Source organism: Viridibacillus sp. NPDC096237, from assembly GCF_050278625.1.
In the GTDB taxonomy this organism is placed as follows: Bacteria; Bacillota; Bacilli; order Bacillales_A; family Planococcaceae; genus Viridibacillus.
This window is the reverse complement of record NZ_JBNNTI010000017.1, coordinates 41,831-64,550: the sequence shown is the minus strand read 5'-3', so window position 1 is coordinate 64,550 and position 22,720 is coordinate 41,831. Positions and strand designations below refer to the sequence as shown.

General features: G+C 36.3%; 27 protein-coding genes and 1 pseudogene. 2 read left to right on the top strand and 26 right to left on the bottom strand.

The annotated features are described in order from the left end of the window. Positions 1–157: 157 nt before the first annotated feature. Entirely contained in the window at positions 158–835 is a 678-nt protein-coding gene (locus ACQKMD_RS11365) for a hypothetical protein (protein WP_427752119.1), read from the bottom strand. Next, complete coding sequence (locus ACQKMD_RS11360; protein ID WP_427752117.1) at positions 836–2,443, bottom strand: pyocin knob domain-containing protein; 1,608 nt, start codon at positions 2,441–2,443, stop codon at positions 836–838. Between the two features lie 700 nt (positions 2,444–3,143). Here ACQKMD_RS11360 and ACQKMD_RS11355 point away from each other — a divergent pair. Beyond that, a complete protein-coding gene (locus ACQKMD_RS11355) occupies positions 3,144–4,619 on the top strand; it encodes a helix-turn-helix domain-containing protein (RefSeq protein WP_427752115.1) in 1,476 nt (491 codons plus the stop codon). Between the two features lie 521 nt (positions 4,620–5,140). Then, the gene (locus tag ACQKMD_RS11350) at positions 5,141–5,413 is read left to right on the top strand and encodes a hypothetical protein (RefSeq protein ID WP_427752152.1); all 273 of its coding nucleotides are present in this window, start codon (positions 5,141–5,143) and stop codon (positions 5,411–5,413) included. Between the two features lie 18 nt (positions 5,414–5,431). Here the strand turns inward: ACQKMD_RS11350 and ACQKMD_RS11345 are convergent, their stop codons facing one another. The 24 genes and pseudogenes from ACQKMD_RS11345 to ACQKMD_RS11230 form a co-directional block, all read right to left on the bottom strand. Beyond that, positions 5,432–6,124 (bottom strand): alpha/beta fold hydrolase, encoded by a 693-nt coding sequence (locus ACQKMD_RS11345; RefSeq protein WP_427752112.1) that lies wholly within the window; start codon positions 6,122–6,124, stop codon positions 5,432–5,434. 127 nt (positions 6,125–6,251) lie between these two features. Further along, positions 6,252–6,578, bottom strand: a pseudogene (locus tag ACQKMD_RS11340) (glycerophosphodiester phosphodiesterase family protein); the annotation flags it as partial. Positions 6,579–6,702: 124 nt separating this feature from the next. Beyond that, positions 6,703–7,131, bottom strand: coding sequence for a hypothetical protein (locus ACQKMD_RS11335; protein ID WP_427752111.1), 429 nt, complete (start codon positions 7,129–7,131; stop codon positions 6,703–6,705). A gap of 282 nt (positions 7,132–7,413) precedes the next feature. Further along, complete coding sequence (locus ACQKMD_RS11330) at positions 7,414–7,821, bottom strand: MutS-related protein (RefSeq protein ID WP_427752149.1); 408 nt, start codon at positions 7,819–7,821, stop codon at positions 7,414–7,416. A gap of 244 nt (positions 7,822–8,065) precedes the next feature. Then, positions 8,066–8,416: a YolD-like family protein gene (locus tag ACQKMD_RS11325; RefSeq protein ID WP_427752108.1), complete on the bottom strand. Its 351-nt coding sequence runs from the start codon at positions 8,414–8,416 to the stop codon at positions 8,066–8,068. Further along, the gene (locus tag ACQKMD_RS11320; protein WP_427752106.1) at positions 8,413–8,634 is read right to left on the bottom strand and encodes a transcriptional regulator; all 222 of its coding nucleotides are present in this window, start codon (positions 8,632–8,634) and stop codon (positions 8,413–8,415) included. Before ACQKMD_RS11320 ends, ACQKMD_RS11325 begins: the two co-directional genes overlap by 4 nt. Before the next feature lie 388 nt (positions 8,635–9,022). Next, positions 9,023–9,646, bottom strand: coding sequence for a hypothetical protein (locus ACQKMD_RS11315; RefSeq protein WP_427752105.1), 624 nt, complete (start codon positions 9,644–9,646; stop codon positions 9,023–9,025). Between the two features lie 69 nt (positions 9,647–9,715). After that, entirely contained in the window at positions 9,716–10,360 is a 645-nt protein-coding gene (locus ACQKMD_RS11310; RefSeq protein ID WP_427752103.1) for a hypothetical protein, read from the bottom strand. Between the two features lie 222 nt (positions 10,361–10,582). Continuing rightward, positions 10,583–11,383, bottom strand: a complete 801-nt coding sequence (locus tag ACQKMD_RS11305) for an N-acetylmuramoyl-L-alanine amidase (RefSeq protein WP_427752101.1) — start codon at positions 11,381–11,383, stop codon at positions 10,583–10,585. A gap of 1 nt (position 11,384) precedes the next feature. Further along, positions 11,385–11,786 (bottom strand): phage holin family protein, encoded by a 402-nt coding sequence (locus tag ACQKMD_RS11300; protein ID WP_427752100.1) that lies wholly within the window; start codon positions 11,784–11,786, stop codon positions 11,385–11,387. A gap of 62 nt (positions 11,787–11,848) precedes the next feature. Further along, positions 11,849–12,100: a hypothetical protein gene (locus ACQKMD_RS11295; RefSeq protein WP_427752099.1), complete on the bottom strand. Its 252-nt coding sequence runs from the start codon at positions 12,098–12,100 to the stop codon at positions 11,849–11,851. 80 nt (positions 12,101–12,180) lie between these two features. After that, positions 12,181–12,309: a CD1375 family protein gene (locus tag ACQKMD_RS11290; RefSeq protein ID WP_427752097.1), complete on the bottom strand. Its 129-nt coding sequence runs from the start codon at positions 12,307–12,309 to the stop codon at positions 12,181–12,183. Further along, complete coding sequence (locus ACQKMD_RS11285) at positions 12,309–12,479, bottom strand: hypothetical protein (RefSeq protein ID WP_427752096.1); 171 nt, start codon at positions 12,477–12,479, stop codon at positions 12,309–12,311. The genes ACQKMD_RS11290 and ACQKMD_RS11285 overlap by 1 nt, the downstream gene beginning before the upstream one ends. Further along, a complete protein-coding gene (locus ACQKMD_RS11280) occupies positions 12,479–14,695 on the bottom strand; it encodes a hypothetical protein (RefSeq protein WP_427752094.1) in 2,217 nt (738 codons plus the stop codon). The genes ACQKMD_RS11285 and ACQKMD_RS11280 overlap by 1 nt, the downstream gene beginning before the upstream one ends. A gap of 1 nt (position 14,696) precedes the next feature. Next, positions 14,697–15,338 carry a hypothetical protein gene (locus tag ACQKMD_RS11275; RefSeq protein WP_427752092.1) on the bottom strand — a complete coding sequence of 214 codons (642 nt, stop codon included), beginning with the start codon at positions 15,336–15,338 and terminating at the stop codon, positions 14,697–14,699. Then, positions 15,335–15,640 (bottom strand): hypothetical protein, encoded by a 306-nt coding sequence (locus ACQKMD_RS11270; RefSeq protein ID WP_427752091.1) that lies wholly within the window; start codon positions 15,638–15,640, stop codon positions 15,335–15,337. The genes ACQKMD_RS11275 and ACQKMD_RS11270 overlap by 4 nt, the downstream gene beginning before the upstream one ends. A gap of 12 nt (positions 15,641–15,652) precedes the next feature. After that, positions 15,653–16,309: a putative phage tail protein gene (locus ACQKMD_RS11265; RefSeq protein ID WP_427752089.1), complete on the bottom strand. Its 657-nt coding sequence runs from the start codon at positions 16,307–16,309 to the stop codon at positions 15,653–15,655. Then, positions 16,302–17,357 (bottom strand): baseplate J/gp47 family protein, encoded by a 1,056-nt coding sequence (locus ACQKMD_RS11260; protein ID WP_427752087.1) that lies wholly within the window; start codon positions 17,355–17,357, stop codon positions 16,302–16,304. Before ACQKMD_RS11260 ends, ACQKMD_RS11265 begins: the two co-directional genes overlap by 8 nt. Beyond that, a complete protein-coding gene (locus ACQKMD_RS11255) occupies positions 17,358–17,771 on the bottom strand; it encodes a DUF2634 domain-containing protein (protein WP_427752085.1) in 414 nt (137 codons plus the stop codon). Positions 17,772–17,777: 6 nt separating this feature from the next. Beyond that, on the bottom strand, positions 17,778–18,131 hold the full coding sequence (locus tag ACQKMD_RS11250) for a DUF2577 domain-containing protein (protein WP_427752148.1): 354 nt from the start codon (positions 18,129–18,131) through the stop codon (positions 17,778–17,780). A gap of 1 nt (position 18,132) precedes the next feature. Continuing rightward, positions 18,133–19,095, bottom strand: a complete 963-nt coding sequence (locus ACQKMD_RS11245) for an XkdQ/YqbQ family protein (RefSeq protein ID WP_427752083.1) — start codon at positions 19,093–19,095, stop codon at positions 18,133–18,135. Between the two features lie 15 nt (positions 19,096–19,110). Next, complete coding sequence (locus tag ACQKMD_RS11240; RefSeq protein WP_427752080.1) at positions 19,111–19,728, bottom strand: GIY-YIG nuclease family protein; 618 nt, start codon at positions 19,726–19,728, stop codon at positions 19,111–19,113. Positions 19,729–19,767: 39 nt separating this feature from the next. Next, entirely contained in the window at positions 19,768–20,427 is a 660-nt protein-coding gene (locus tag ACQKMD_RS11235) for a LysM peptidoglycan-binding domain-containing protein (protein ID WP_427752078.1), read from the bottom strand. After that, positions 20,428–22,671: a tape measure protein gene (locus tag ACQKMD_RS11230; protein WP_427752076.1), complete on the bottom strand. Its 2,244-nt coding sequence runs from the start codon at positions 22,669–22,671 to the stop codon at positions 20,428–20,430. Between the last annotated feature and the right edge of the window lie 49 nt (positions 22,672–22,720).

Sequence of the window (22,720 nt, the reverse complement as noted above, 5' to 3'; positions counted from 1 at the left end):
GTGGCTATTACTATAGCGGAATCAACAATGAAAACTCTTTCACTCTCCCAATCCTACTCCTAGTGTATTTTTGACATCTCAACGACAAAGCGATAATTTTACAAGTTCCAACTATAATGAAAAAAGTAGGGAGCTGAATACCCGCTCCCCCGTGAATTTATACTAATTTGATTGTCATACCTGCTTTATAGACTTTAAAGTTCACCGGATTAATCTTGTTATTGTCGCCGTTTGCCGAAAATATGTTTAGTTCAATTTGATCTGTCGGCAAGATTGCCCCTGTATTAATCCGTACACTTTTTAGATCCTGTTTTATCCCCACGATTGGAGTGGTAAACATAATAGCTCCACCATTCACTAAGTAAGTTCTTTGAGTGGCGTTCCTTATCTTCACCTGTACAAAATCCTCTCTTGTTAAGTTATACGATACTTCTATAGACATCGTAAAATCGTAATAGTGATTTGGTATAAGAGGGCCGATTGGTACGATAAGCCCCGCCCCCGCCCACTTTGTAGTGACATGGAAATAGTCTGGGGTATTTTCTGTAATGATTGATGCCCCGTCATTTGCCCTTACTGTGGCAGTACTAATTGGCTTGATGATATTCACGACGCCTTTAATGGCTTTAATGCCCTTGTGCGTTTGGATTCTAAGGATGGAAGAATTTTCAACCCCTCTAACTTTCGTATCCACTAGGTCATAGCAAGCTAGCCCCTTATGTGTCATCACCTGCAAGGATTTATCCAGGATAGATGCATCAGTCATCGAATACAAAGGTATTTCAAATGTCCCCTTCCCTGTTCGTATGCGTTGATAAGCGATAGGGGTACCCATTTACAAATCACTCCTTATCCACATATTACCAATTTCCGGATTTTTAGGATCTGCGGATAATGATTCGATAATTGCAGGACCACCACCACCACCTTTTCCACTCAATTTCCATGGTGTCCATCCTGCATTATTAAAGTTGGATCTAAACCACATGCCATCTGTTGAGTGAGGAAAGTACAATTGAACAATTGAGTGCAAGTTGGTCGTTATTTGCAAAAGCCCGGAACTCGTCACCTCCTGTGGCGGTTGATTCTTTTTCGTATTAAAAGATAAATTTGCGAATGAAATTTGATACGTCCCCATTTGTGTTATTAAGTTAAAATCATCCGTATTTTTAATCTGTCTACGTTGAATCAAAGCCGTTTTTAATACCTCTAGCTGTGCTGATGAAGATAACTGTAACCACGATGTCCAGTCGGTTAAACCGAACTTTGAACGAATATAGATACCTTCAGTTACTTGATGAGGGACGTAAAATTGAGATACATTGTCGTCGATTGCAAAAACTGTCATGATTCCATATTCGTAAGCGCCTACAGGCTGATGACGTGCTGCTGTAAGTCCGGAGGGCTCAATGATTCGATACGTTCCCATCTTCTGAATTGTATTCCAGTCCCTTTCTACCAATTCCCCCTCTGCGGACAATCCAGCCACACCGATTCTATTAGTGTTTTCACCATTGTTTACGCAGCGGTCCTCAGGAAAGAACATCATATTAATGTTGTTCATGGAACTGGTAGCAGTAAACTCTGCAATTGGTCCCGTTTGTTGGATCATCTGTGTATCCCATAGAACACCTGTAAACGTATTCCCCATGCCCGAAATTTTCAAAATTTGCTTAGTGGTAGTGCTTGGTTGAATCTGCAGGTTAGTGAATATGTTACCCGAACATTCGAATGGAACAGTATTGTTTGATTCAATCACTATCATTTGTTTACATTCTGACAATGTGATTTTATCGAATCGATTTGCATTGATCCATGTTTGCCCCGTAGTTGGTTCCGTTGCTCTTAATCGAATTCCGATGTCAAAATTCCATATCACCAATCGTTCAATGTTTAAAAACTGAATCTGATGCGTTTCTCCACCCGAGAATAGAGATAAACCCACCCCGCCTGTAGTTGCCGTCCAGTTCCACATGACTAAATCACGGATAGCCGTTTTGGCACTAACACTATCATACTTATATTTTCCGTCTAAATAGACAACTTCCTGTGAGTACTTATCGATCCCTATACTGATCGTTCCACCACAAAAAGAAGCTCCCTGCTCCAACTCAAAGCCCCTCAAATTCGCGTCCAATGAGTAATGTGTTGCACGTTCTCCGCGTAACTCTACCCCTTCACGGATCTTGATTGTTGCGTTTAGTTGATATTTTCGTTCTTCCGCAATGACGACTTTTTGCTTATTCGCAAACGCAAAATCCAGGGCCGCTTGAATTTTGATGGCATCCGTTGCCCCTGGAAAATCACTGACAAATACTTGTGTTTTTGGAGCAATAATTTCCGTGTCTAGCTTTTTGAAGTTATCATTAATTTTATTAACATCTATATCATCCGTATAGCCAAAGAGATGCAACTTTAAATTTTTTGTTTTGGGTTCACTCATTCAGTAACCTCCACCAATTTAAATTTTTAATCACTTGACGGAATTTCACCCCATGCTAATGATTCCGTCCTTAACTCGCCCTACGTCGTTTGAAACGTTGCGATGGCTATATCTAAATGACAAAGAAAAATGGCCTTCATCATAGAGACTAATCTTTACTGTTTTATAGGCTCGTTTATTTTGTTTCCTTCTTATACTCTGATTTTTGAGCGGATGGCTTGCTACGCCGCTTCATGGGTGTGTTATCCAAAACTTATGATCTTTCACTTGTAAAACCCCAATTATCACCTCATAGTATCTGTGAATTCTTTCAATGACTTCTGCTCGATGTTTAGCAATATTAAAGTTTAGGTTAACGGGAATATATTAAAGTCTTTTTTCCATCACTCTTATCCCCATGTAACCGTTTCCGGAAATCATTGTTTCAAGACATCATATGCTAATGCATTTAATCTCACGAATTCATTTGTAGTTGTTTAAACAATTGAATGTGCCTCAATCGAATCATCGTAAAAATCTGTTAGCGTTCCAGATATCACTGATTCACTAACTATCATTCAGACAACAGTTTTAATAAGCGATACTATAAAAGAGGAATTTTCTTAACTATTATGGAATTATATTAGATTAAATAGGGAATTTTTTTAGATTTTTTATCAATAACATTTTAATCATAAATAATGGAGAGGTGGTATGCAGGATGAAGCTATTGATAATAGATAGAGATCAAACTGAGAGAACCGGCATTCAATGGTTTATAAAACACTATCAGTTGAACATTACAACTGTTTATGAAGCAGGAACAGTCGAAGATGCTATAAAATGGCTTGAAATGGCGAATCCGGAAATTATTTTGCTAGAGCTTGAATTATTGATGCAAGATAAAACAAATGGATTAAAACGGGCTTTATCGATTCAACCTCACAATTTAATCACAATAACAGCTGAACCCTTATTTAAGAATGCCCAAGAAGCACTTTCATTACGTGCTTTAACATTGCTAGTAAAACCGATTGATTTGAATTTGTTAAAACAATATTTAACACATGCATCGAGGCAAGTTTTGAATTCTTTTAACGATACACTCTCCTATGTACAAGAGAACTCAATGTATCCAGCATTATTTATAGATGATTCCCCTATCGCTATTGAAGACTATGTTTATTGTTTTATGATAGAAACAGAGTTTTCAGAGCAGAATGAATTACTTTTCCACTGGCTACAATCACTTCCATTCTCACAGCACTTTACTTTTTATCCATTATCAAAAAGAATCATGTGCTTTTCGAATGATTCAAATCTAGAAGAATTGGTCAAAAAGGGAAAATCCATTATGCGCGAATGGACTAAATACAACAATGCCCATTTAAATATTGCTATATACGATTTCCCTATACAATCAATTAAGTCAATGTACAATTCATTAAAGCAAGCGTTGAACTTACGCTTTCAGAGTGGCTTTTCTCAAATTTTTTATGTCAGTAAAATGCCTGTCTATAAAAAATTTGATCACTTTTTAACTATTGAACAACAACGTCTTTGGATTAATAGCTTAGAGCAAAATGATGCCCAAGCTATAAAGGATTTTTTGTATAACATTTCAAATATGAAAACGTACTATCAACCAGACGCCATCCGCATTCATCTTACAAGTATACTTGCTCAAGTCCGACGCTTTATGCTGAAATATCAAATGGACAAAATAATCGAAGTTGAAAAGAAATATGACCTGTTATTTGATATGATCTTGAATCATCCAGTGCTTTATACCATCATCCAAGAGTTTATCCTCTTTTGCCAAGATGTTATGAATCAGGCAATACACCGAAAAGAGCACGGACAATTTGATTATGTAAATGGTGCACTTGACTATATTGATATTTATTACACGGATAGCTCATTGAATCTTACAACACTCGCTGACTTTTTAGGCATTAGCACAAGCTACTTAAGTATGTTATTTTCCTCAACAAAAGGGATTACATTTAAACAATACTTAAATGAGAAGCGACTCACACATGCCATGCAATTACTTAAAGAAACTAGTTTACCAATTAGTGAGATTGCGTTAACTACTGGCTTTAATGATGCTAATTACTTTTCAAAAGTGTTTAAATCTAACTTCACCATTAGTCCTATTGCTTATCGCCAGCAAATGAAATTGGCCGTAGATTGAGAATTAGGTTTTAAAAATTATTGTTTGCACAGGATAAATAAAAAGACTGTAGAAAACTCGTTTTTTCCAAGTTTGTCTACCGTCTAAGAACTATTAAAATGAATGAGTAATTAGAAAAGTAGGAGGCAGCATTTTATTGGTTTGGAGAAGCGTCCGCTCGACTCCTGCGGGAAAAGCGAGACAGTCGAGACCCTGCAGGAGCGTAGCGACGAAGCGGCTCGACGCTCGCCCGCGGAAAGCGAATGGTAAGCTTCGGAAAATCTGATCTATCCTGATATAAATAAAAAGACTGTAGAAAACTCGTTTTTTCCGAGTTTGTCTACCGTCTAACAACTATTAAAATGAATGAGTAATTAGAAAAGTAGAAGGCAGCATTTTATTGGTTTGGAGAAGCGTCCACTCGACTCCTGCGGGAAAAGCGAGACAGTCGAGACCCTGCAGGAGCGTAGCGACGAAGCGGCCCGACGCTCGCCCGCGGAAAGCGAGTGGTAAGCTTCGGAAAACCTGATAGGTAATAACAATTGAATAACTGGCCACAAGACCATTTAATTCGCATATTGGGTGCTGCTTATAAAACACCTGCAATTACAAAATTCCTAGTAGAAAATAAAATCACTCCAGACCTTCCTTATACACTTCCAAAAACAAAAGGGGAATATATTTTCGAAAACACGAATATGTTTATGATGAAAAAATCAAGAAAAATTTTAAAGGCAGTTGGAATGAGTTCAATCCAACTGCCTGTTGTCTTCAATCTGGGATTTCGATATGAAGTCTTTTTGTTTTTTAATTAGAATCCCTACTAAACGTAATCAAACATTCAAAAAGGGTTTTACAGTATCCAAAAATGCTAGTAAATTTGAATTATGAACATGATGTCCAGCACCTTCTATCGTCACCAATTCACAAGTTGGGATCAGGTCAGAAACCTCTTTCAATTTGTCTTGGGGAACAGTGCTTGTAGACCCGCCTCCTATTATAAGCGTAGGTGTAAGTATTTCGGGTAGACGTGTCCACCATTCAGGGTTAGGTTCATTGAGTTGCTGCAAAATTGAAGGCACGACTATCCAGTCGAATGGCAATTGTTCAGATGGCTTTGAAGGTATTTCGATCTTCTCATTGTGAAATGGAGGAGGCGTGTCCTCAATAACTAGATGTTCTATTCTTGACGGATATGTTTCCGAGAAGAGGTATGAAACTGTTCCACCCATAGAATGCCCAATCAATGTAAACCGTTCTAAACCCATGGCATTTGCAAAAAGAAGCAGGTCTTCGCTCATTTGTTCAAAAGAATAAGTACCTGTTCTGGCACTCCCACCGTGACCACGTAGATCCAAAGCCAGTACACGGTACCTTTCTCCTAATACAGTAGCGACTTCATCCCAGGATTCCGAATTTTGACCTAGCGCATGAAGGGCAATAAGCGGCGGTGCAGACACCTCTCCAGTTTCACGATATTGAAAAATGAGTCCATTCAAATCAATTTGCTTAACACTTATTTCCATCACTATTCATCTCCCAAGCGAAATTGTTATCTGATACGGTATCCCAATCTCTACACCTAAATATTCCAACTAGCTATTCTTTACTCTATTGCAAAACAATAGTACCTTTTATTTTAAAAACCAACAGACCTGATCCATTACCTCCAACAGTAATAACTCGTGTATCTACATCATCCATTCGGTTCAAAAACGATTTGGCCATTCCCAAAACAACGGTGCCGTTTTTTCAGGAATATGTAGCAACATGTTTAAGACTATCAGGCATATAACCTGTCCATCCAATAGTCATATAAGTTAGAAGGTCTTTTTTCATAGTGGCCTTTGACATCATGCGTAAGCTCGGGAGACTCTCTCGTATCGATTGGGCGATAGTTTAATTGGTTGAGTCGATTCGCTCGACCTTTTTTAGATCCTCCGCCATTTGTATTCCTTCATTTTCATTATCACTTTTGATTTAATTAGGAAAGAAGTTTTTAAAACATATTCAGTGGAGCATATCTACTACTCTACTAACTATATAGTATATTGTCAGGAGCCATATAGAAGGCACTTTCAATTAAAAAAAGTTTGAAAATTGCTCATCTTTTCCCTAATCTAAACCCGAAAACGAAAACAATTAACATACAAATAAACGTGAGAATAATAATTGTCGATCCATCAATCATAGTTAATAGCGTTGCCATTTTGCTTGCTAACCAAACAAATGGAAGAATGTAATACTGCGGAATGGCTGCAACACTTCCAAGTCTCCCCACATCATCTGTTAGGATAAATTGCCAGATGAATAACACTAACGAAATCACCCATACACTATTCCCCAACAGCATTCCTTTCATAGAATTTTTACTAAATCGACCTATTACATATCCGACCCATAGCCAATATACTAAAAAGAAAATTTGAGCGATAAGGGGGTAAAATGGAATCATTGATTGATGGGCTAGGTATCCATAGACTCCTGGTATAACAATCAAAATTAGGCCAAGTATATATTTCAGCTTTTTCATCTCCTTCTACATAAAATTTTAAAATCTAGCCAACTTGTATACTGTTTCTTTCTATTAATATTCATAAGATTTGTAGATATTACTGATTACTATAGAAAAACTCATTTCATACATCTTCATTTCTAAAAATAGGTAGTTATTAATTTTGATAATACAAGCAAGTTGATTATTCAAAATCACCATTTCAATTACAATACGAATAATTGTTAAAATTCTTCTTCATCTAATGGAGCATTTTAGTTCAAATAATGTACAGGGTGCATTTTTTCAATTTACAAACTTTTAATTTCTTTCTTTCATTTCTTCCCACTCACGCCGTTCTATAAAATACTCCGCTAACCCGTTCGCTTTACTTGTGATACTATGTGGATAATCCAGTATTTCAAGAAGCTTAATAGCATTTTTCGTTTTTGATGGTCCAGAATGAATTGTATAATCAAATTGAACTTTACCCTTTTCAATCGATTCACTGAAGTGATAATTTGTATAAGCTTCTCTAGCAATTTCGGTTAATTCAATATCATGTGAAGCAATGATATTCATTCCTTTATTCATAGAAAGCCATTCCATCATTGCGGCCGATGCTGCTATCCGTTCAATCGTATTTGTTCCCTTCAGTATTTCATCAATAAATGAGATACATGGTTTACCTTGTTCACACATTTGGATAATACGTTTGAGTGATTTTATTTCAGCTTTATAGTTGCCTTACTTCAACGTCACTCACTTTAAATGATGAATAGCGATATATCAATGATTGATGATATTTTCTATATGATTATCTCTTTCATTACCACTCATTACTAGTGGGGGACTTGGGGGACTTTTTGGGGGACTACTAAAATTATAAGGGTTGGTAAACACAGAGCTGGCAGGCGCGTATACAACTCTAAAAATATATTTAAAAAGAGCGAAGCCTCTAGGCTATCGCTCTTTAAATTTCTATAAATTCAACTGCTGATATGTCAATGATATCATTTAAACGGATTGGACCGCATTTCTCTCCAAATGGATTGCTATAAAATAAATGACGGTTATTATGATTAATCTTACTGATGATTCCACGATGGATTTCAAATTGCCCATTACCCCACACTTTAATATCCGTTTCGCATTTCATCTTCATGGATAATTCTAATTTTTCCTGGACCACTTGTAGATCCCATTCAGTTAGTTCAGGCTTATCGATATGATCATCTTCTCTTCTCCAGTGTCTAACCAAAGTTACATGCTCTGGTAGCATGATGGACATCTCCCATTTTTTAAAACCTCTATCACGATTCATACAACTTCACGCTCTTTTCTAATAATCGGAACAGCTGCAAGAACATTATCAATAATAAAAGTACGCTTATCATTTTTCATAAAACAATACGCTTGGAATGATTCGCCTGTCATCTTTATTATCTTCACACGACGTTTAGTAATTCCCCCACTCTTAGACATATACATTAGATTCAATAACTGATTACGTTGCATAGCTTTTAATAGCTGTTCTTTCACGGTTTTTCCTCCTTAGAAATAGAACGTTTGTTTGTTTTATTATACAGAACATTCGTTCTTATTTCAAGCAAAAAAACCAGGTCGCCATCAATAGCAATCTGGTCAAACTATGTATTATTCTTCTGCTGTAATAATTCGTTCTATATTGGTTAAATCTATATGTCTTCCGTCTTCTAACTCCACATACTTATTGCCGTTCGTTTCTACCGATATGACACATCTATGTCCGTTTCAAATTTAATTTCACTTTCATCAAGGTAAATAATCAACACTTTGTATTTTTTACCTACCGGTACTTGCATTACTCTACCTCCATTTCCCCAAATTTATCACTCAATACTTTATATGCATTTTAGAAACGAACAAGTTGCTATTCATTATTAGATAGTCACTTTTCACTTGTTTCATCACTTACATGTACTGTATTTTTAACTTCCTCAGTAATGACAAATATTTGAGAATATATTTCTTTTATTATTTCCTTTTTCTCTTTTTCAGATGGATCTTGAGCAGTAATGTTTAATTGCCACGTTTTCACATTCCCACTATTCGGGTAGTAACCAAATGCGTATATTACACTGTCTGTGACTCTTTTAGTATAATCTTTGTAACTAATTTTGTCTTCGATGAAGGGGAAATAATATGCTTTAGTTTCTATAAAAAAGAAAGGTATATCTGATTTTTTAAATGTATTACTGTATGGTCCATCTGCAGCACTTTCTAAAAATTCTTTCATAATAAATATCCCATCATACTCTTCTACTTTTTTTATACTTAAATCTTCTAATGATAGTTCTTGAAATTCAATATTCGTTTCTCTAATTTCAGGAGCACTTCCTAAAACACCTATTTTCAATGGTATTCCCTTATACTCATTGACATCGGGATTTTTCTTGGTAGATACTTCTTTTTCAGCTATTGATTTATCTTGTATGCTTTGAGTTTGAGATGTACAACCCGATATCATAGTTAATACAATTGCATATAAAATAATACTTCTCATTGTTTTCATTTCAAGACCTCCTAAAAATATAAAAAGCTGTCAAATCAATCTTAACAGCTTTTTACACTTATAAATCAATTAATTTTTAAATAAGATAATATTCTCATCTTGATAAATATAACCATATTTACTTGAAGAACTACCATTAGTCCAACCAACGGAAGCCCAGCCTGAGTCAAGACCTGCAGTGTTAGATATTGTAGTTGTTCCAGAATTATGGAACCAACCATCCGCAAGATACCAAAGTGTTTTTCCTGAGTTTAGAGCTTTAGCTTGAGTGTTCCCTTCAAAGCCTTTTACTAAGCCATTAGAACGTGAATCAACACCGATTCCAGCAATACTTTTAATTACAAATTGACCTGCGTTGTTTTGACATAGCTCTGTATAGATATTTAACATTGGCTTATAGCTAGAGTTAACATTTAAATATCTACTGAAAGCAGTAGTTCCAGTAGCGCATTTTTTCGCAGCAAAAGTTGAAATTTTTGATTTTTGAGGAGTATAACCCATTTCCTCTGCAGCTTGTTCATCAGTTAACTGACGTACTACAAAATCCTCTCCTTGGATTACATCACCAGGTTTTAAATCCGAAAGATTCAAATCCGACAAGTTGATTTCTCCTGTTCCCTCACCTTCATTGCTAGTGTTAGCGCTAGCTTGACCACTTAAAAAAACTGACGATACCATAAAAAAAGCTGCAATACTTACCAATATTTTCTTCATTTGTATTCCTCCTTACAATTATGTAACTCATTACATACAATAACATATATTAAAATATTATCAAGGCATAATTTTTTCTTTCTTAAATAAAAAAGCCCCATCCAATAAAGGACAGGGCAATTTTTGATACATATTTGATTTAATTTAATAGTAGAAAATTCGCATGAGAGCATTCGAGATAACGTTTTATAGGTTATGGTCCAACTCGAATACTCTCATGTACTAAACCTTTTCAATATATTTTTTATTAGCTGTCATAAAAGTACCGTTCTTCATTAATAGGCGTGACGTACCGTTCTTTGTCTTTTCGATTTTTACAACCGTATATATATTTGGTCCTGCATCTACTTTTTGTTCACGTTGTTTTTTATTAAAGCTTGTACCGCTATACTGCCAGCAATCTTTTATTACTTTTATCTTTCCAGGGTTAGTAGTGAAGTAACTATTTTTATTTGATGTGGAAGGCTTAGATGGTTGTGATACCGTAGTCACTTTCACCCCTAAATGATCTGCAACCGCATCCGCAATTGCTTCACAGATTAACTCAAAGCTCTCTTTATAAATTCGTACATCTTCCACAGATGATACAAAGAAAGGTTCCAACAATACAGCTTGTTCTTTTGTGCATCGTAAAAATGCTAATTCTTTACGTTCCTTAGCACCCCTGTTTTTAAAGCCTGTAGCTACACATATCGCATCTGTGATTTTTTTGGCCAAACCAACTGCATCGTAATAGAGAGTTTCACAGCCGATACCTTCTGTTTTTCGAGCAGTTGAATTAAGATGGAATGATAAATCTAAATCACGTTCCTTAGAATTGTGAAAGGCAACAATACGGTCAAGGTTAGCGCTCTGATTTTTTGAAACCGTATCATAAAACTCATGGACTGTAATACCTTTCGCTCGCAATAATTTAGCCACTTGCTTTGCAATTTTCCATGCTTCTGTTACTTCGTCCACAATATCTTTTGCGCCTGTACATGGTCCGTAATGGCCACCGCTGATTGCTACTGTTTTTGTCATATTAATCTTCTTTCCCTTCTGTTTTAGATTTCACCATTGATAACAAATCGGATACAAACGGAGGCATTGGCGCCCCCATTTTTACACCGTTTTCTGTAATTGAAATAAATTCGATGGCGATGTAAGCAATCGCTATTCCGTCACCTACATGTTCAGAGCCAAACAAAATACTTTCCACTAGATAAACAGCTGCAATCAATAACAAAACATAAAGCTTTCGTGCAAATCCTGTTGTTCCTATACGACTGTTAAGTTGCTTATTTACAAATGCGGCAATTAATCCGGTTGCATAATCCAATGCCATAACAGCTAATAAAATAGTCACTGCTAGTCCCACCCCATCAACTAAATAAGAGACTAAAAATCCGATAGTTCCTGTAATTGTTGCTATCCACTTTTCCATATCTGCACCTCTTTTTCTGCATAATAAAAGAGCGCTCTTATGAGCACCCTTGATTGATTGTCTTAAAGATTTCCTAATTGATTTATTACTTGCTGACGATTATCGTTTAGATCCTGAACAAATACATCAAAACTTTCTTGTGAGGATTCATTATAAAATCTCTCTCCACCTAAATCACCAAGATTCCCCGAAATAACATCTCCCAATTCTGGTAGGTGTGAATCAACTATTTCAGTAACACAATAAAAATCATGTTCAGTATAAATTGCAATCCATTCTTTTTTTGTGTTTATTAGTTTCACTATTCCTCGCATATAATCACCCTTTCTCCTCAATTATATAGAAGACATAGAAATGAAATAAATACTAATTAACTGCTATTTTTAACAATGAACTAACCTTCTACTTGTTCAGCTAAGTACTTGCCAACAGGAATCTGATACTGCTTTGGTAATGTTGTAATTTCTCTCGCTCCAGCCTTAACCAACAACCCATAAACAGGAATCATATAAGGAAATGCCATTATGCTTCCTCTCCTTTCAATTCTTTAATTTGTTCTTGCAGTTGCGTGATTTGCTCTTGCTGACCCGCTAAAGCTTCAAGCATCATCAATGTTGTTTCATCTATTTGATTTGGGAATACATCCTCTAATGGCCCAAGTGTACCATCTGGTTGTCTAAGTCTTATCTTCACTAACTAAGCACCCCGCTTATCAAAGTAATTGAATCGCTAACCTCAGCTGATTCTCTACTTAAATTTAATTTAACGATAATATTTTCTTTCATCTCTGCAGCTTCATATACAAATTGATCTTCAGTGATGAATGAATCAATCGGCGCTGAATTTGTCAGTGGCATTTCAACAAATTTCTCTTGCACTCCTGCCTCAGTCATGCTGATTTCAGCTTCAATATTTAAGCCTTTTTCTTTCTGAATCCACAATAAAACGCCCTTTGCAGTCCCTGTTGGTGGTACAATTTTATACCTTGCAACAGAATTCAAAATAGGCGTTGAGTTTACTGCTTTATTTAATTTTATTGTTTTTGAAGTTTTGAAATTATGGCTATCAATAACCTCTACAATGATAATATTTTCTCCAATTTTAAGACTGCTAAAGGCAACATCGAACGTCCAATCCCCGCCCTTACCACGATAAATCTCCGTAGCAAGACTTGTGTTGATTTTGTAAGAAACAATCACATCGTTTCCGTCTGGATCGCTACAAACTCCTGAGATTGGGAATTTGTCGGAATCAACCGTACCGTTTGGTTTTTCGATTGGATTTATAACAATCGCTGGTGCTCGATTTGGAACCACGTAAAAATTACGGATCTGCTCTGTTGATTTTCCCTTTTGGTCATCTTCTGCAAATACTTTTAATTCATGGGAAACACCTTCCGCTAAAGCGTCTGTGAGAGCTGTTTCTCCGTCGTAGAGCTTTCCGCCCTTAAAAGTTAATGGCCTGTTAAATAGAATGGCAGAACCCGTGCTAATATCAGTTTTAATTGCCCTAGCCATACCGCCATTAATTTGATATTTAACATTTACAATGTCACCGTTATCAGGATCAGTTGAAGAGCCGTCAATTTTAAAAGTGTCACCTTCATATAACGTTTTATTGTTTTCTGTATTTAGCTCGACTGTTGGCGCTGTGTTTTGATATACATCAAAAGTTTGAGTAAAGTAATCTGAATAGGCTGTGCCGTTATATGTTCTAGCTCTTATATAGAGTAGTTTTTTATCTACATCTCTAGGTAAAGTAAATGCAGTAGAAAAATCAGTGAAATTAACATTATCAAATGAATACTGATATTTATAAATAGGGTTTGATACTGTTGAACCACTTGCTGTGAAGTTAACGGAATTATTGTATTTTAATACTCCACTACTTAGAGCAATAGAACTTGGTGGTGAGACAGCATTTGTTACTTTGTTGCCTCTTACATACCAATAGCCGTCAGAATACTTCCCGTTGGTTGGATATGCCCCATCATCCGCAATAATATTAGCAGTTAAAAGAGTTCCTATAGTATCCGACCGTCTAAAGGTAAACTCGGTAATATAGTATTCAGCCACACTGACACGAGTATCCGTAGAAGCATTGCCTGCTTCGATGGCAGTGTGTATCGTAAGGAAATTACTCAGTATATAGCAACATGTATCACCAACAGATATTGATTCGTTAGCTCCCCATCTTCCATCTACACCAATTTTTTCTCCTGCATATGTTACATACCTTCCTTGAAAAGTACTGAACACGACTGCTGTATTATACGTGGACCTAGGTGCAGGGTAGTTAAGCCCAACGACAACGTTATCTACATTATGCTTATTGTAGTAATACTTAGGTTTACCAACCTTGTAAGATGCACTAGTTTGATATGGTGAACTTAATCCTCCAGAATCTACACCCTTTACACGGAATTGGATACTAGAGCACGACGGAATAGTGTAATTAAAACTTACTGATGATGGAATGCCAATTTGAGTCCAAGCACCACCATTTATAGATACTTCTAAAGCATAATAAGATAGGTTGTTTTCACTATCGCTTGATGCTCCCCATGAAATAACTTTATTTGCTCCGATTTCTAAGTCACCAGTTGGTTGCGTAAATGTCCCAGGCGTAGTTGGCGCTGTATTCTTGTTCTGGTAAAACATTGTTACCTTAAAATCTCTTAGGTCAGGATTACTTAAACCCAAAGTGCTACTACCATTAGCTAGAGTTATTGGATAATAACTAGCATTTGCCGGTATAACTACATGATTATTTGGATTTGGAGCAATATAGAGCAAAACTTCAAAGTTATTAGGATTACTAACTGCATACAAATATTTATTATTATCAATTGGTAATATATTAATTTCTGAAAAAGTACGTATTTCTCCCAAGGTTACCCAACTCGTCATCCTAAACCACCTCCAAAATAGAAACGCTAAACGTCTCCCAATTTCCGATATCCATTTTTTTATTTACTGTATCAACAGCAACTGTAGAACGAGCTACCTTTGCACCTTTTTTGTATGCATTTGTTAAGGCTTGTACAGTTATTGAGTTGCCATTTATAGCTGTAATAAGTCCGTCTTCGCTGTGTTCGTCATCATAGATAGTGACTTGCGTAAATGCTGTAAAGCCCTCTATGTTATCGACAGGAATAGTTGTTGCGCCTGCAGTGATTGCTTTATTAATAGAAGTTTGCTGACTTTGCAAATAAATCTTGTTTGAAAAGCCGTCTAGGGTATCGAAGAATGTACCACTACTACCTGGCGCGCGTCCGTCCATTTCTAGTTGTAGTTGTAAACGTCTAACTAAAGTGTGTAAATCTGAAATATAATTACGATTAGTTTCAATATTTTTATCTAGATAATTCATCGTTAAAGCCTTCAAGCGTGTTCCTTCTTGCAATGCTTCCCATTCTTTTTGCCCTGTAATTAGATTAACTTTTTGTTGGCCAGTCGACGGATCAATTAGAGGAATAAAATTACCTTTCTCGTCAATTCGTAAAATATGGTCCAAGAAATTTATACGCTCATATGATTGAATACTGCTCATACTGATACCATCCCTTCTACGACAACAGGTATATCGAATACATACATAAAGCCGTCATTTTCTTTATAAAAATTCGTTTGTCCACTAACTAAAATGACATTATCTCTATCTAATAGGGACACTTGTGTGACAGCCCCACTGTAATCATCCAAATAAAACATGACACGCATAATATCGCCTAATCGTTCTGTACGGAATATATCAATATCACGCTCTGTCCCGTCAATTAAAAAGCGCCCTTTTCTCACATTTGTGAGCAGAGCGTTAAATAAGATATTCAATAGTCTTTCATGTACTTGCATTTAACCACTCCTTTAGTATGTGACAACCATATTTGTAATTGGATATATAATTTGATACCCCTGGCCTCTAACTGGGATATCGATATTCGTAGTACTACCAACTCCAACGCCATCGTTATTTGTAACAGCAACGTTTGTAATTGGATACATGACAGGATAAACATGTTCTCTTGCACTTACTTTAATTGCTGGCACTTTTATCGTATACATGTAATGTAACAATAAATTTAAAGGTATCATTTGTTCTAATGTATCCTTTAGCAACTGAACATCAGGTATTTTCGTGTAAAACTCAAAAAATAATTCTAATTCGTATGGATCTAGCAGCAAATTGTAGTTTCCCTTACCACACAATGAATTTAATAATTGTTCAAGCGTCCGCATTGTGTATGGTAACTTATTATTCATTTTCGCTAAGATGCGGAATTTACGCTCATCTAGCGTGTCTATGCTACGTCTTTTAAGTTTCAGCATCTTTTCCCAACGGCGGACACCTTGCTCAGTAGCTTCATGTACAAATCTGTCTTTAAAGATATTAATCAGATGCTGCCGTACAACGTTGAAATTCGTACTCTCAACACGCGTAATTTCTTTGAATTCTTTTAATTCATTGATCGTCGGAGGTAATAAAGGAAATAAGTCAATTTCGTTATCTAAGTAATTATCCACTTACAACACCTCGAATAGGTATATCATCCTCACCTAAAATCAAGTTTTCGGCAGCACCATTAATCAACGTATCCTGTACATCCAAAACGCCTGTGAGCTCCAATGCCCGTGATTCAAGTTGAATAATACGGACGATGAGCTGTGTGTTATCTTCCCATGTTTTCTTTAATTCAAGTAGGTAGTCATCCACGAGCTCTAACGCACCAATTTCTATATCTGCCCACGAGTAACCCGATTCATAAGTGATATTAAACGCTACATCTACTCGTAATTCGTTTACTCCAATAATTTTCACAACATGACCTATTGGGGCAAGGCCAACCCCTTCACCTTGATTTGATACAGGGTCGATAGTTGTTTGTAATTCTTCTAACAAGGCCTCGCTTGGGGTTTTATACTGCGAATCCATCACAACAACCTTTACGTTGAAGCCATCTTCGCGAATCCGGCGGGATTTTACTCCACCTACACCTTGTAACTCATGTATTTTTTCTTTGTAATCTTTACGGTTACCACCGTATGCGAGTGCTTCAAAACTATCTAAATAGCGTTTACGTAAAGATTCTGTTTCTTCTTCATTTTCTCCTGGAATAAGTAATTCGGTAATATTTGCGGTCGTTAAACCTTCGATGTATTCAATTGGGATTGACTGACCAAAAGAATTATTACCTTCAACACCAGTAGTTTCACACTGTAATTTAAATACGCCATAACTGATTTTTTCAGTAACAATATAATTGAGTGTATCAAGGCTAAAACGAGTTCCGATAGGTACATCGATATTAAATTCACCTTTCAAAATTGCATGAGTCGCTAAATAAGGTGTAATACCTCTATCTAGACAGAGTTTAACTAAAAATTCACGAGAAGCTGTGTCGCCGTACATCTCTTGGATCATTCCATCCATCGCAAAATAAAGTTCATATAATTGGATTGAATGCGGTGCCAATGCATCATAAATAATGGCACCTTCTCGCTTGTCGACATCAGTTACTACTTCGTCCAGCGCATCATCAAGTAGTTGCTCTTGTGAAATATGTTCGAACATCTATACGTCCACCTCCTTCTGTGCTTCAATATCTCCGTAAATCGTATGAGCGGTAAATGTAACGGCCACTTTATTTCTTTTATGAGTAAAAGAAAAAGCATCAACACTATCGATTCTATCATCGTGTGTTAACGCTTCTGTTATAAGTCTTTTCAATTCGCTGTATACGTATGGAATCGGTTGCCCAAATAACTTTGCAATTTCAGCTCCATAATCCCATGTGTATATTAGATGGTCGTAACGTTCCGTTCCGATTGCCTTATAAATAAACTGTTCAACTGCATCAAGACCATCTGTATATCCAGTTACTCGTTTACGTACCAGATCTAATTTGTATGTTCTACTGGTCTGTTGCTCTTCAATTTCAAGGTCACTTTCAAAGTCATCAATATCATCTGTAATTTGAGGTATCATTTCGTATCACTCCTTATCAAAAACGACGTATTGCTGACCACCCTGCACTCGTAACAATTTCACTCTATCACCTATGACTAATCCGTTATGAATTAGAAATTTCTTTTTACCTTTGTATTGATGGGTATGTGCTGCAGGTCCATTATCCGTTTCAGTAAGATGGTTTACAGTCATTTCAACCTCGTAATCCCGTACTGCTCTAGTTAATACTAATTGGTCTTCATCAAGTGGTAGTCGTTGCTCAACTAATATTTCTAGTGGAGATTGGCTAGTTACTTCGCCAAATAATACGAATACTGGATCAGTAGTGTTAATAAAGCCTTTGTTATTCTTGTTCATCAAAGCCAATATATCATGCATGTTACGCAACGAAGTCACCGCCAATCAGTTTAAGGTCCATAACATGCTCACTCTCGTTAAAAGTATGTTTAACGCTATCTACAACCATATAATTTAATAGCTTTACATCATCTAAATTCATTTTAACAATAACGCTGCTACCTCCACGGACACGTGTATCACCGAGCAATTTATTCATGTTTAAATTACGTGATTTTCGGTTGTGTAAAGCAAGTAAAGCATCTGCATTAGCTTTACCATTAACGCCTTCTTGAATGGTTTCAAAGTGCTGTAATACGCCCCAATTATTCATATTCTTACTGTCTTGGGCAATAAAGATTTCTCTCTTGTTTGTTTTTTTATTTTCACGAATAAGTTTGATCTTGTTATACGTGTTTGAGTCGATAGAAGACGTGTAATCAAAGCTTTCACCTGTTTCTTCATCTATCATTAAGTTTAGTTTCATCGATTCTATATTTTTTAATGCAAGTGCACCGAAATCATCATACAGCACAAACATTTTTCTAGTGTTATCTAAGGTAAGATCTAATGCATTTTGCATCATACCAAATAACTCTTTATTGTCCTCAATACGTGACTTTATTTTGAACCCTGTACTTTCTACTTTTCCTATTTTCAGCCGATAATCGGCAGCCATCATTTTCAAAAACTCAGATGCAGTTTTATTTTTGTAAACGTAAGTATCTTTGTTTTTTAAGTAGCGTAATTGATCATAGCAAGTAACTTGAATCCGCTCTTTATTTGATTTCTTCTTTGTAAAAACGAAACCAAAGAATATCTTTTTTCCCTTATAAATAAATCTCACGGCATTGCCCTCTTCGAATTTCAGAGCCTTATCTTTGATTACAGAAAAAGTAAGCTTACCTGGAACACCTTTTCGTGCTGTTTCCCAAACTATCCCTTCTTCGACAACTGGTTCCATGATTGTTTTACCATTTTGTATGATTAACTGCGTTTTAGCCAAGTTTAATCACCTTTTTCACTCTACGTAACTCCACCTGAATCCACCTGCCTTTTTTTGTCTCCCTTTACATGCTGCGCATATACAAGTTCTAGAAATACCGTATTTATCACTAGCCTCTTTTTGAGAAATAAACACCTCTCCTGTATCAATATTTTTGATTCTAGTGGCTACTTTACTATTTGCCCCAGAACGGCTCAAAGACATCTTTTGAATTGTTGATTTCAAATGTTTCTTTCCCTTCATGGCTCCAATTTTCCCTTTCATAGGACTTTCTTTGCCGTACATTGGATTTTTCTTACCTGCATACCTACCTTTTAAGGTGTTGCTGATTTTTTTTCTTGTTTCAACAGACGGTGACGCATCGTATCCTCCAGCGTCCAAATTGTATCCTTTAGGAGCAATTGAATCATAATATTTGATCCAGTATTTCTCTTTTTCATTTATACCATCTCTGTTATCCGCCTCATCAATAATTGAAATATCAAAACTGTCTATACCGTACTTAATGATACTTTTTGAAACTAAAGATTTTTTAGAAGATAAATGTTGAGATAACCGTTGTTCTAACGTGCTATTAGTTTGTCCGATGTATACTTTTCCATTTAACTTATTTAGTATTTTATAGATTATCAATCTCATCACCTCTGATAGAAGCATTTTTTCCTCGTAGAATTAGCTTAATTTAATAATCATCCCAGGATAGATCAAATGGGGATTCTTGATGTTGTTCTTTTTAGCGATTTCGGGATACTTCAAAGGATCTCCTAGATACTTTTTGCAAATAGCCCACAATGTATCACCCTTCACAACTGTATGTGTTTTCGGTGCTGTTTTTGTAGATGGTCGTTTTTTAGATGCGACAGCGACTTTCTTTTCACCTTTTTTCTTTGGTTTTTTAAGTTTAATTTTCTTGGTACCGTAATCCCGATATTGTTTAAGTTCAATCGACACATTTACATCAAAACCGTTTTCAGCATCTTCTTTGATTTCGTAACTCTCCAAGGACACTTTCATGTTTGTGTCAAAAAGCAAATCTCCGTTCGGTTTAGATCGAGTAACAATAAATTGAAACGGTTTCTTTTTCAACTTCAATTTTTCTAGTTTTTCTAAGTAATAAGTTGCTGGTTTAAATCCTTTAGGATATACAGCGAACGGATATTTTGCGTTAGGTAAAAGGACTTCAAATGAAAAATCCGTTAATCCAGCCTTTTTTAAAAGATTGACCTCACCCTCGTTGATGAGAGTGATAGTCTGATTTTTGTTATTAATTCTTGTATCTAGCTTTGCAGGCGCAATAGGAAACTGTACACCGTTTATAAAAAATCCATACATCTAGTGCACCCCCTCTGCAGCTACTGTAATAGCTTCTTCTAGCTTTTCGCCAAATTTATCAATGATTCCGTCTAGATCTAAATCAGATTTGATAGTATTTACGCTGCTAAAATCCACTTTCACTTTTGCTGTCGTGAATCGGTTGATTACTTCACGGTCAGCAAGGTCCCTCATGTATTTCAAATCATCAGTTGCACCTTCCATTGCCTTTGCCATTTTTGCAGTATTGCCGGCTGTTTTACCGCCGTTTCCAGCCGCTCTATTAGCTGCATCTGCTGCGTTATTTGCAGGAGGTTGTAAACCTTTTACGTTATCTATTAGCGATTGCATGTCGTTATCCGGTTTATCTTTTTTATCTTTTTCTTTTTTAACAGCATCTTTACTAAATAAATTTGATCCCCAATCGTAACCAGTGTCCCATGCGGCACCAAGTGATTTCATTTCCATCTTTGGTGCTTCCCAGTAGTCTTCAGGGGCCTTACCAACTGCGGCATTAATTCCTTTTTTAATACCTTTTAAGTCGCTTGTTATAGATGTTCTATATTCAAATTCCTCCCCCTTACCTAATCCTATAGAACTGGCAATATCACTAGGGAGCATATCTACAAACCAATTCCATGCCTTAATTGCACCATTTACTGCGCTAATCATGGCGTTAACAAAAGAAGTAGCAAAAGAATCCCAGCCGCTACTCATGGATATCGTTTGATCTAAGAAGTTATTTACTAAGTTCGCAAATAGTTTTTTAACTGAATATATTGGGTGTTGCCAAACGTTTACGAAGAATTCTGCAATAGCGGCAAATATATTCCACAAAAATGCGATTTTATTATAAATGAATGTAACCAAAACCATGAAAGCTCCGGCGACAATACCTGTTGCGCTTATTGATGTTCCGGCAAAATAATTAACTGCTTCAACCGCTAAATAAAGTGCCCCAATTAAAATAATTATAGCCATCACAATAATAAATACTGGGTTTGCCATCAATGCTGTGTTTAATCCCCATTGTGCAGCTGTGAGAGCAATTGTAGCTTGCACACCTGCCCAACTTGAAGTGGTCATTAAGCCTATAGCTAATGTTTTTGCTCCTGTCCAAAATACACTAACGATTTCAGCAGCCTTATTGATCACTAATGCTGTGGTATAAGCTCCTATCGCCATTGTCACTGTTCCTAAAACTGGTGCAATTAGTGACCAATTATTGTACATAAAACTACCTGCAGTTGTTAAAATATCAAAAGTTGTGACGGCTACAGCGGATAAAGTGTACAGTCCATTTACAACGGCATTAATCACATTCTGCATCTCCGTATTATTAGCTATATCATTAATACTCTGTAATATCGGTTGGAACGCTTTAAACGCATCATTCTTAATGTTAGTCCATATCTTGCTCCATGTTAGAGGCATGGTTTCAAATGCTGCGTTTGTTTGTTCTGCCGCTTGGAACATTGCATTCTTTACAATCTCTGCCGTAATTTGACCTTCAGAAGCTAATTTTTTTATTGATCCAAACGGAACGTCCATGTAATCGGCTATGTTTTGAACAATCGGTTGAGCGTTATCTAATAATGCTGCTAATTCTTCACCTTGAAGAACCCCTGATGCCATAGCTTGCGTTAACTGGAGCATTACGGATTCTACCCCTTCGACAGATGTTCCTGCTATCGTAAAGGTTTTGTTGATTTGTTCTGCAAAAGCAATCAACTCTTCATTACTACTAAAAGCATCTCTTGCTTGCATACCTAATTTACCGACCATATCAGCGGTTTGTTGATATGGAGTATATGTCCTTTTAGCAGACTCGAAAATCATTTCTTGAAGTTCTACAGTTGTTTGTAATTTGTCATTCATTAAATCCAGTCGTGCAGTTGTATTTGTCATTTCATCTGACAATGAAACGACATTACCAGCTGATTGAAAACCTAAATATGCCGCTGCAATTCCCATAATTTTTTGAAGTAATCCATCTGCGGAAGAAGTACCATCTCTAATGTTATTATTGAACTGTTGTTGTGCTTCGTCAGCATTTCGAATTTCTTGTTCTATTTCACTAAATGCTTGTTCGGCTCTATTTAATTCCGCTCTCGCTGTTTCTATACTAGCAGTGTCGATAGCGTTACTAGATGCGTCTTGCAAAGACTCAAAACTACTGAGTACTACGTTCATTGCTGTGTTCATTGACTGAAAAGCTCTAGACATACCGTCTTGAATTTGAATCGCTGTTCTAATTGTCGCCAAGTCTTTCACCGCCTTTCAAGCAATAAAAAAGAGCACCTTAACCTCAGGC

What these genes read in the sequence shown, in the direction of transcription:
- ACQKMD_RS11325 (WP_427752108.1), bottom strand. Translation starts at nt 8,416, where the DNA reads ATGAATCGTGATAGAGGTTTTAAAAAATGGGAGATGTCCATCATGCTA.
- ACQKMD_RS11365 (WP_427752119.1), bottom strand. Translation starts at nt 835, where the DNA reads ATGGGTACCCCTATCGCTTATCAACGCATACGAACAGGGAAGGGGACA.
- ACQKMD_RS11250 (WP_427752148.1), bottom strand. Translation starts at nt 18,131, where the DNA reads ATGCATGATATATTGGCTTTGATGAACAAGAATAACAAAGGCTTTATT.
- ACQKMD_RS11335 (WP_427752111.1), bottom strand. Translation starts at nt 7,131, where the DNA reads ATGAAAAAGCTGAAATATATACTTGGCCTAATTTTGATTGTTATACCA.
- ACQKMD_RS11295 (WP_427752099.1), bottom strand. Translation starts at nt 12,100, where the DNA reads ATGCGAGGAATAGTGAAACTAATAAACACAAAAAAAGAATGGATTGCA.
- ACQKMD_RS11315 (WP_427752105.1), bottom strand. Translation starts at nt 9,646, where the DNA reads ATGAAAACAATGAGAAGTATTATTTTATATGCAATTGTATTAACTATG.
- ACQKMD_RS11280 (WP_427752094.1), bottom strand. Translation starts at nt 14,695, where the DNA reads ATGACGAGTTGGGTAACCTTGGGAGAAATACGTACTTTTTCAGAAATT.
- ACQKMD_RS11300 (WP_427752100.1), bottom strand. Translation starts at nt 11,786, where the DNA reads ATGGAAAAGTGGATAGCAACAATTACAGGAACTATCGGATTTTTAGTC.
- ACQKMD_RS11305 (WP_427752101.1), bottom strand. Translation starts at nt 11,383, where the DNA reads ATGACAAAAACAGTAGCAATCAGCGGTGGCCATTACGGACCATGTACA.
- ACQKMD_RS11360 (WP_427752117.1), bottom strand. Translation starts at nt 2,443, where the DNA reads ATGAGTGAACCCAAAACAAAAAATTTAAAGTTGCATCTCTTTGGCTAT.
- ACQKMD_RS11355 (WP_427752115.1), top strand. Translation starts at nt 3,144, where the DNA reads ATGAAGCTATTGATAATAGATAGAGATCAAACTGAGAGAACCGGCATT.
- ACQKMD_RS11345 (WP_427752112.1), bottom strand. Translation starts at nt 6,124, where the DNA reads ATGGAAATAAGTGTTAAGCAAATTGATTTGAATGGACTCATTTTTCAA.
- ACQKMD_RS11275 (WP_427752092.1), bottom strand. Translation starts at nt 15,338, where the DNA reads ATGAGCAGTATTCAATCATATGAGCGTATAAATTTCTTGGACCATATT.
- ACQKMD_RS11235 (WP_427752078.1), bottom strand. Translation starts at nt 20,427, where the DNA reads ATGTATGGATTTTTTATAAACGGTGTACAGTTTCCTATTGCGCCTGCA.
- ACQKMD_RS11270 (WP_427752091.1), bottom strand. Translation starts at nt 15,640, where the DNA reads ATGCAAGTACATGAAAGACTATTGAATATCTTATTTAACGCTCTGCTC.
- ACQKMD_RS11290 (WP_427752097.1), bottom strand. Translation starts at nt 12,309, where the DNA reads ATGGCATTTCCTTATATGATTCCTGTTTATGGGTTGTTGGTTAAGGCT.
- ACQKMD_RS11310 (WP_427752103.1), bottom strand. Translation starts at nt 10,360, where the DNA reads ATGAAGAAAATATTGGTAAGTATTGCAGCTTTTTTTATGGTATCGTCA.
- ACQKMD_RS11260 (WP_427752087.1), bottom strand. Translation starts at nt 17,357, where the DNA reads ATGTTCGAACATATTTCACAAGAGCAACTACTTGATGATGCGCTGGAC.
- ACQKMD_RS11255 (WP_427752085.1), bottom strand. Translation starts at nt 17,771, where the DNA reads ATGATACCTCAAATTACAGATGATATTGATGACTTTGAAAGTGACCTT.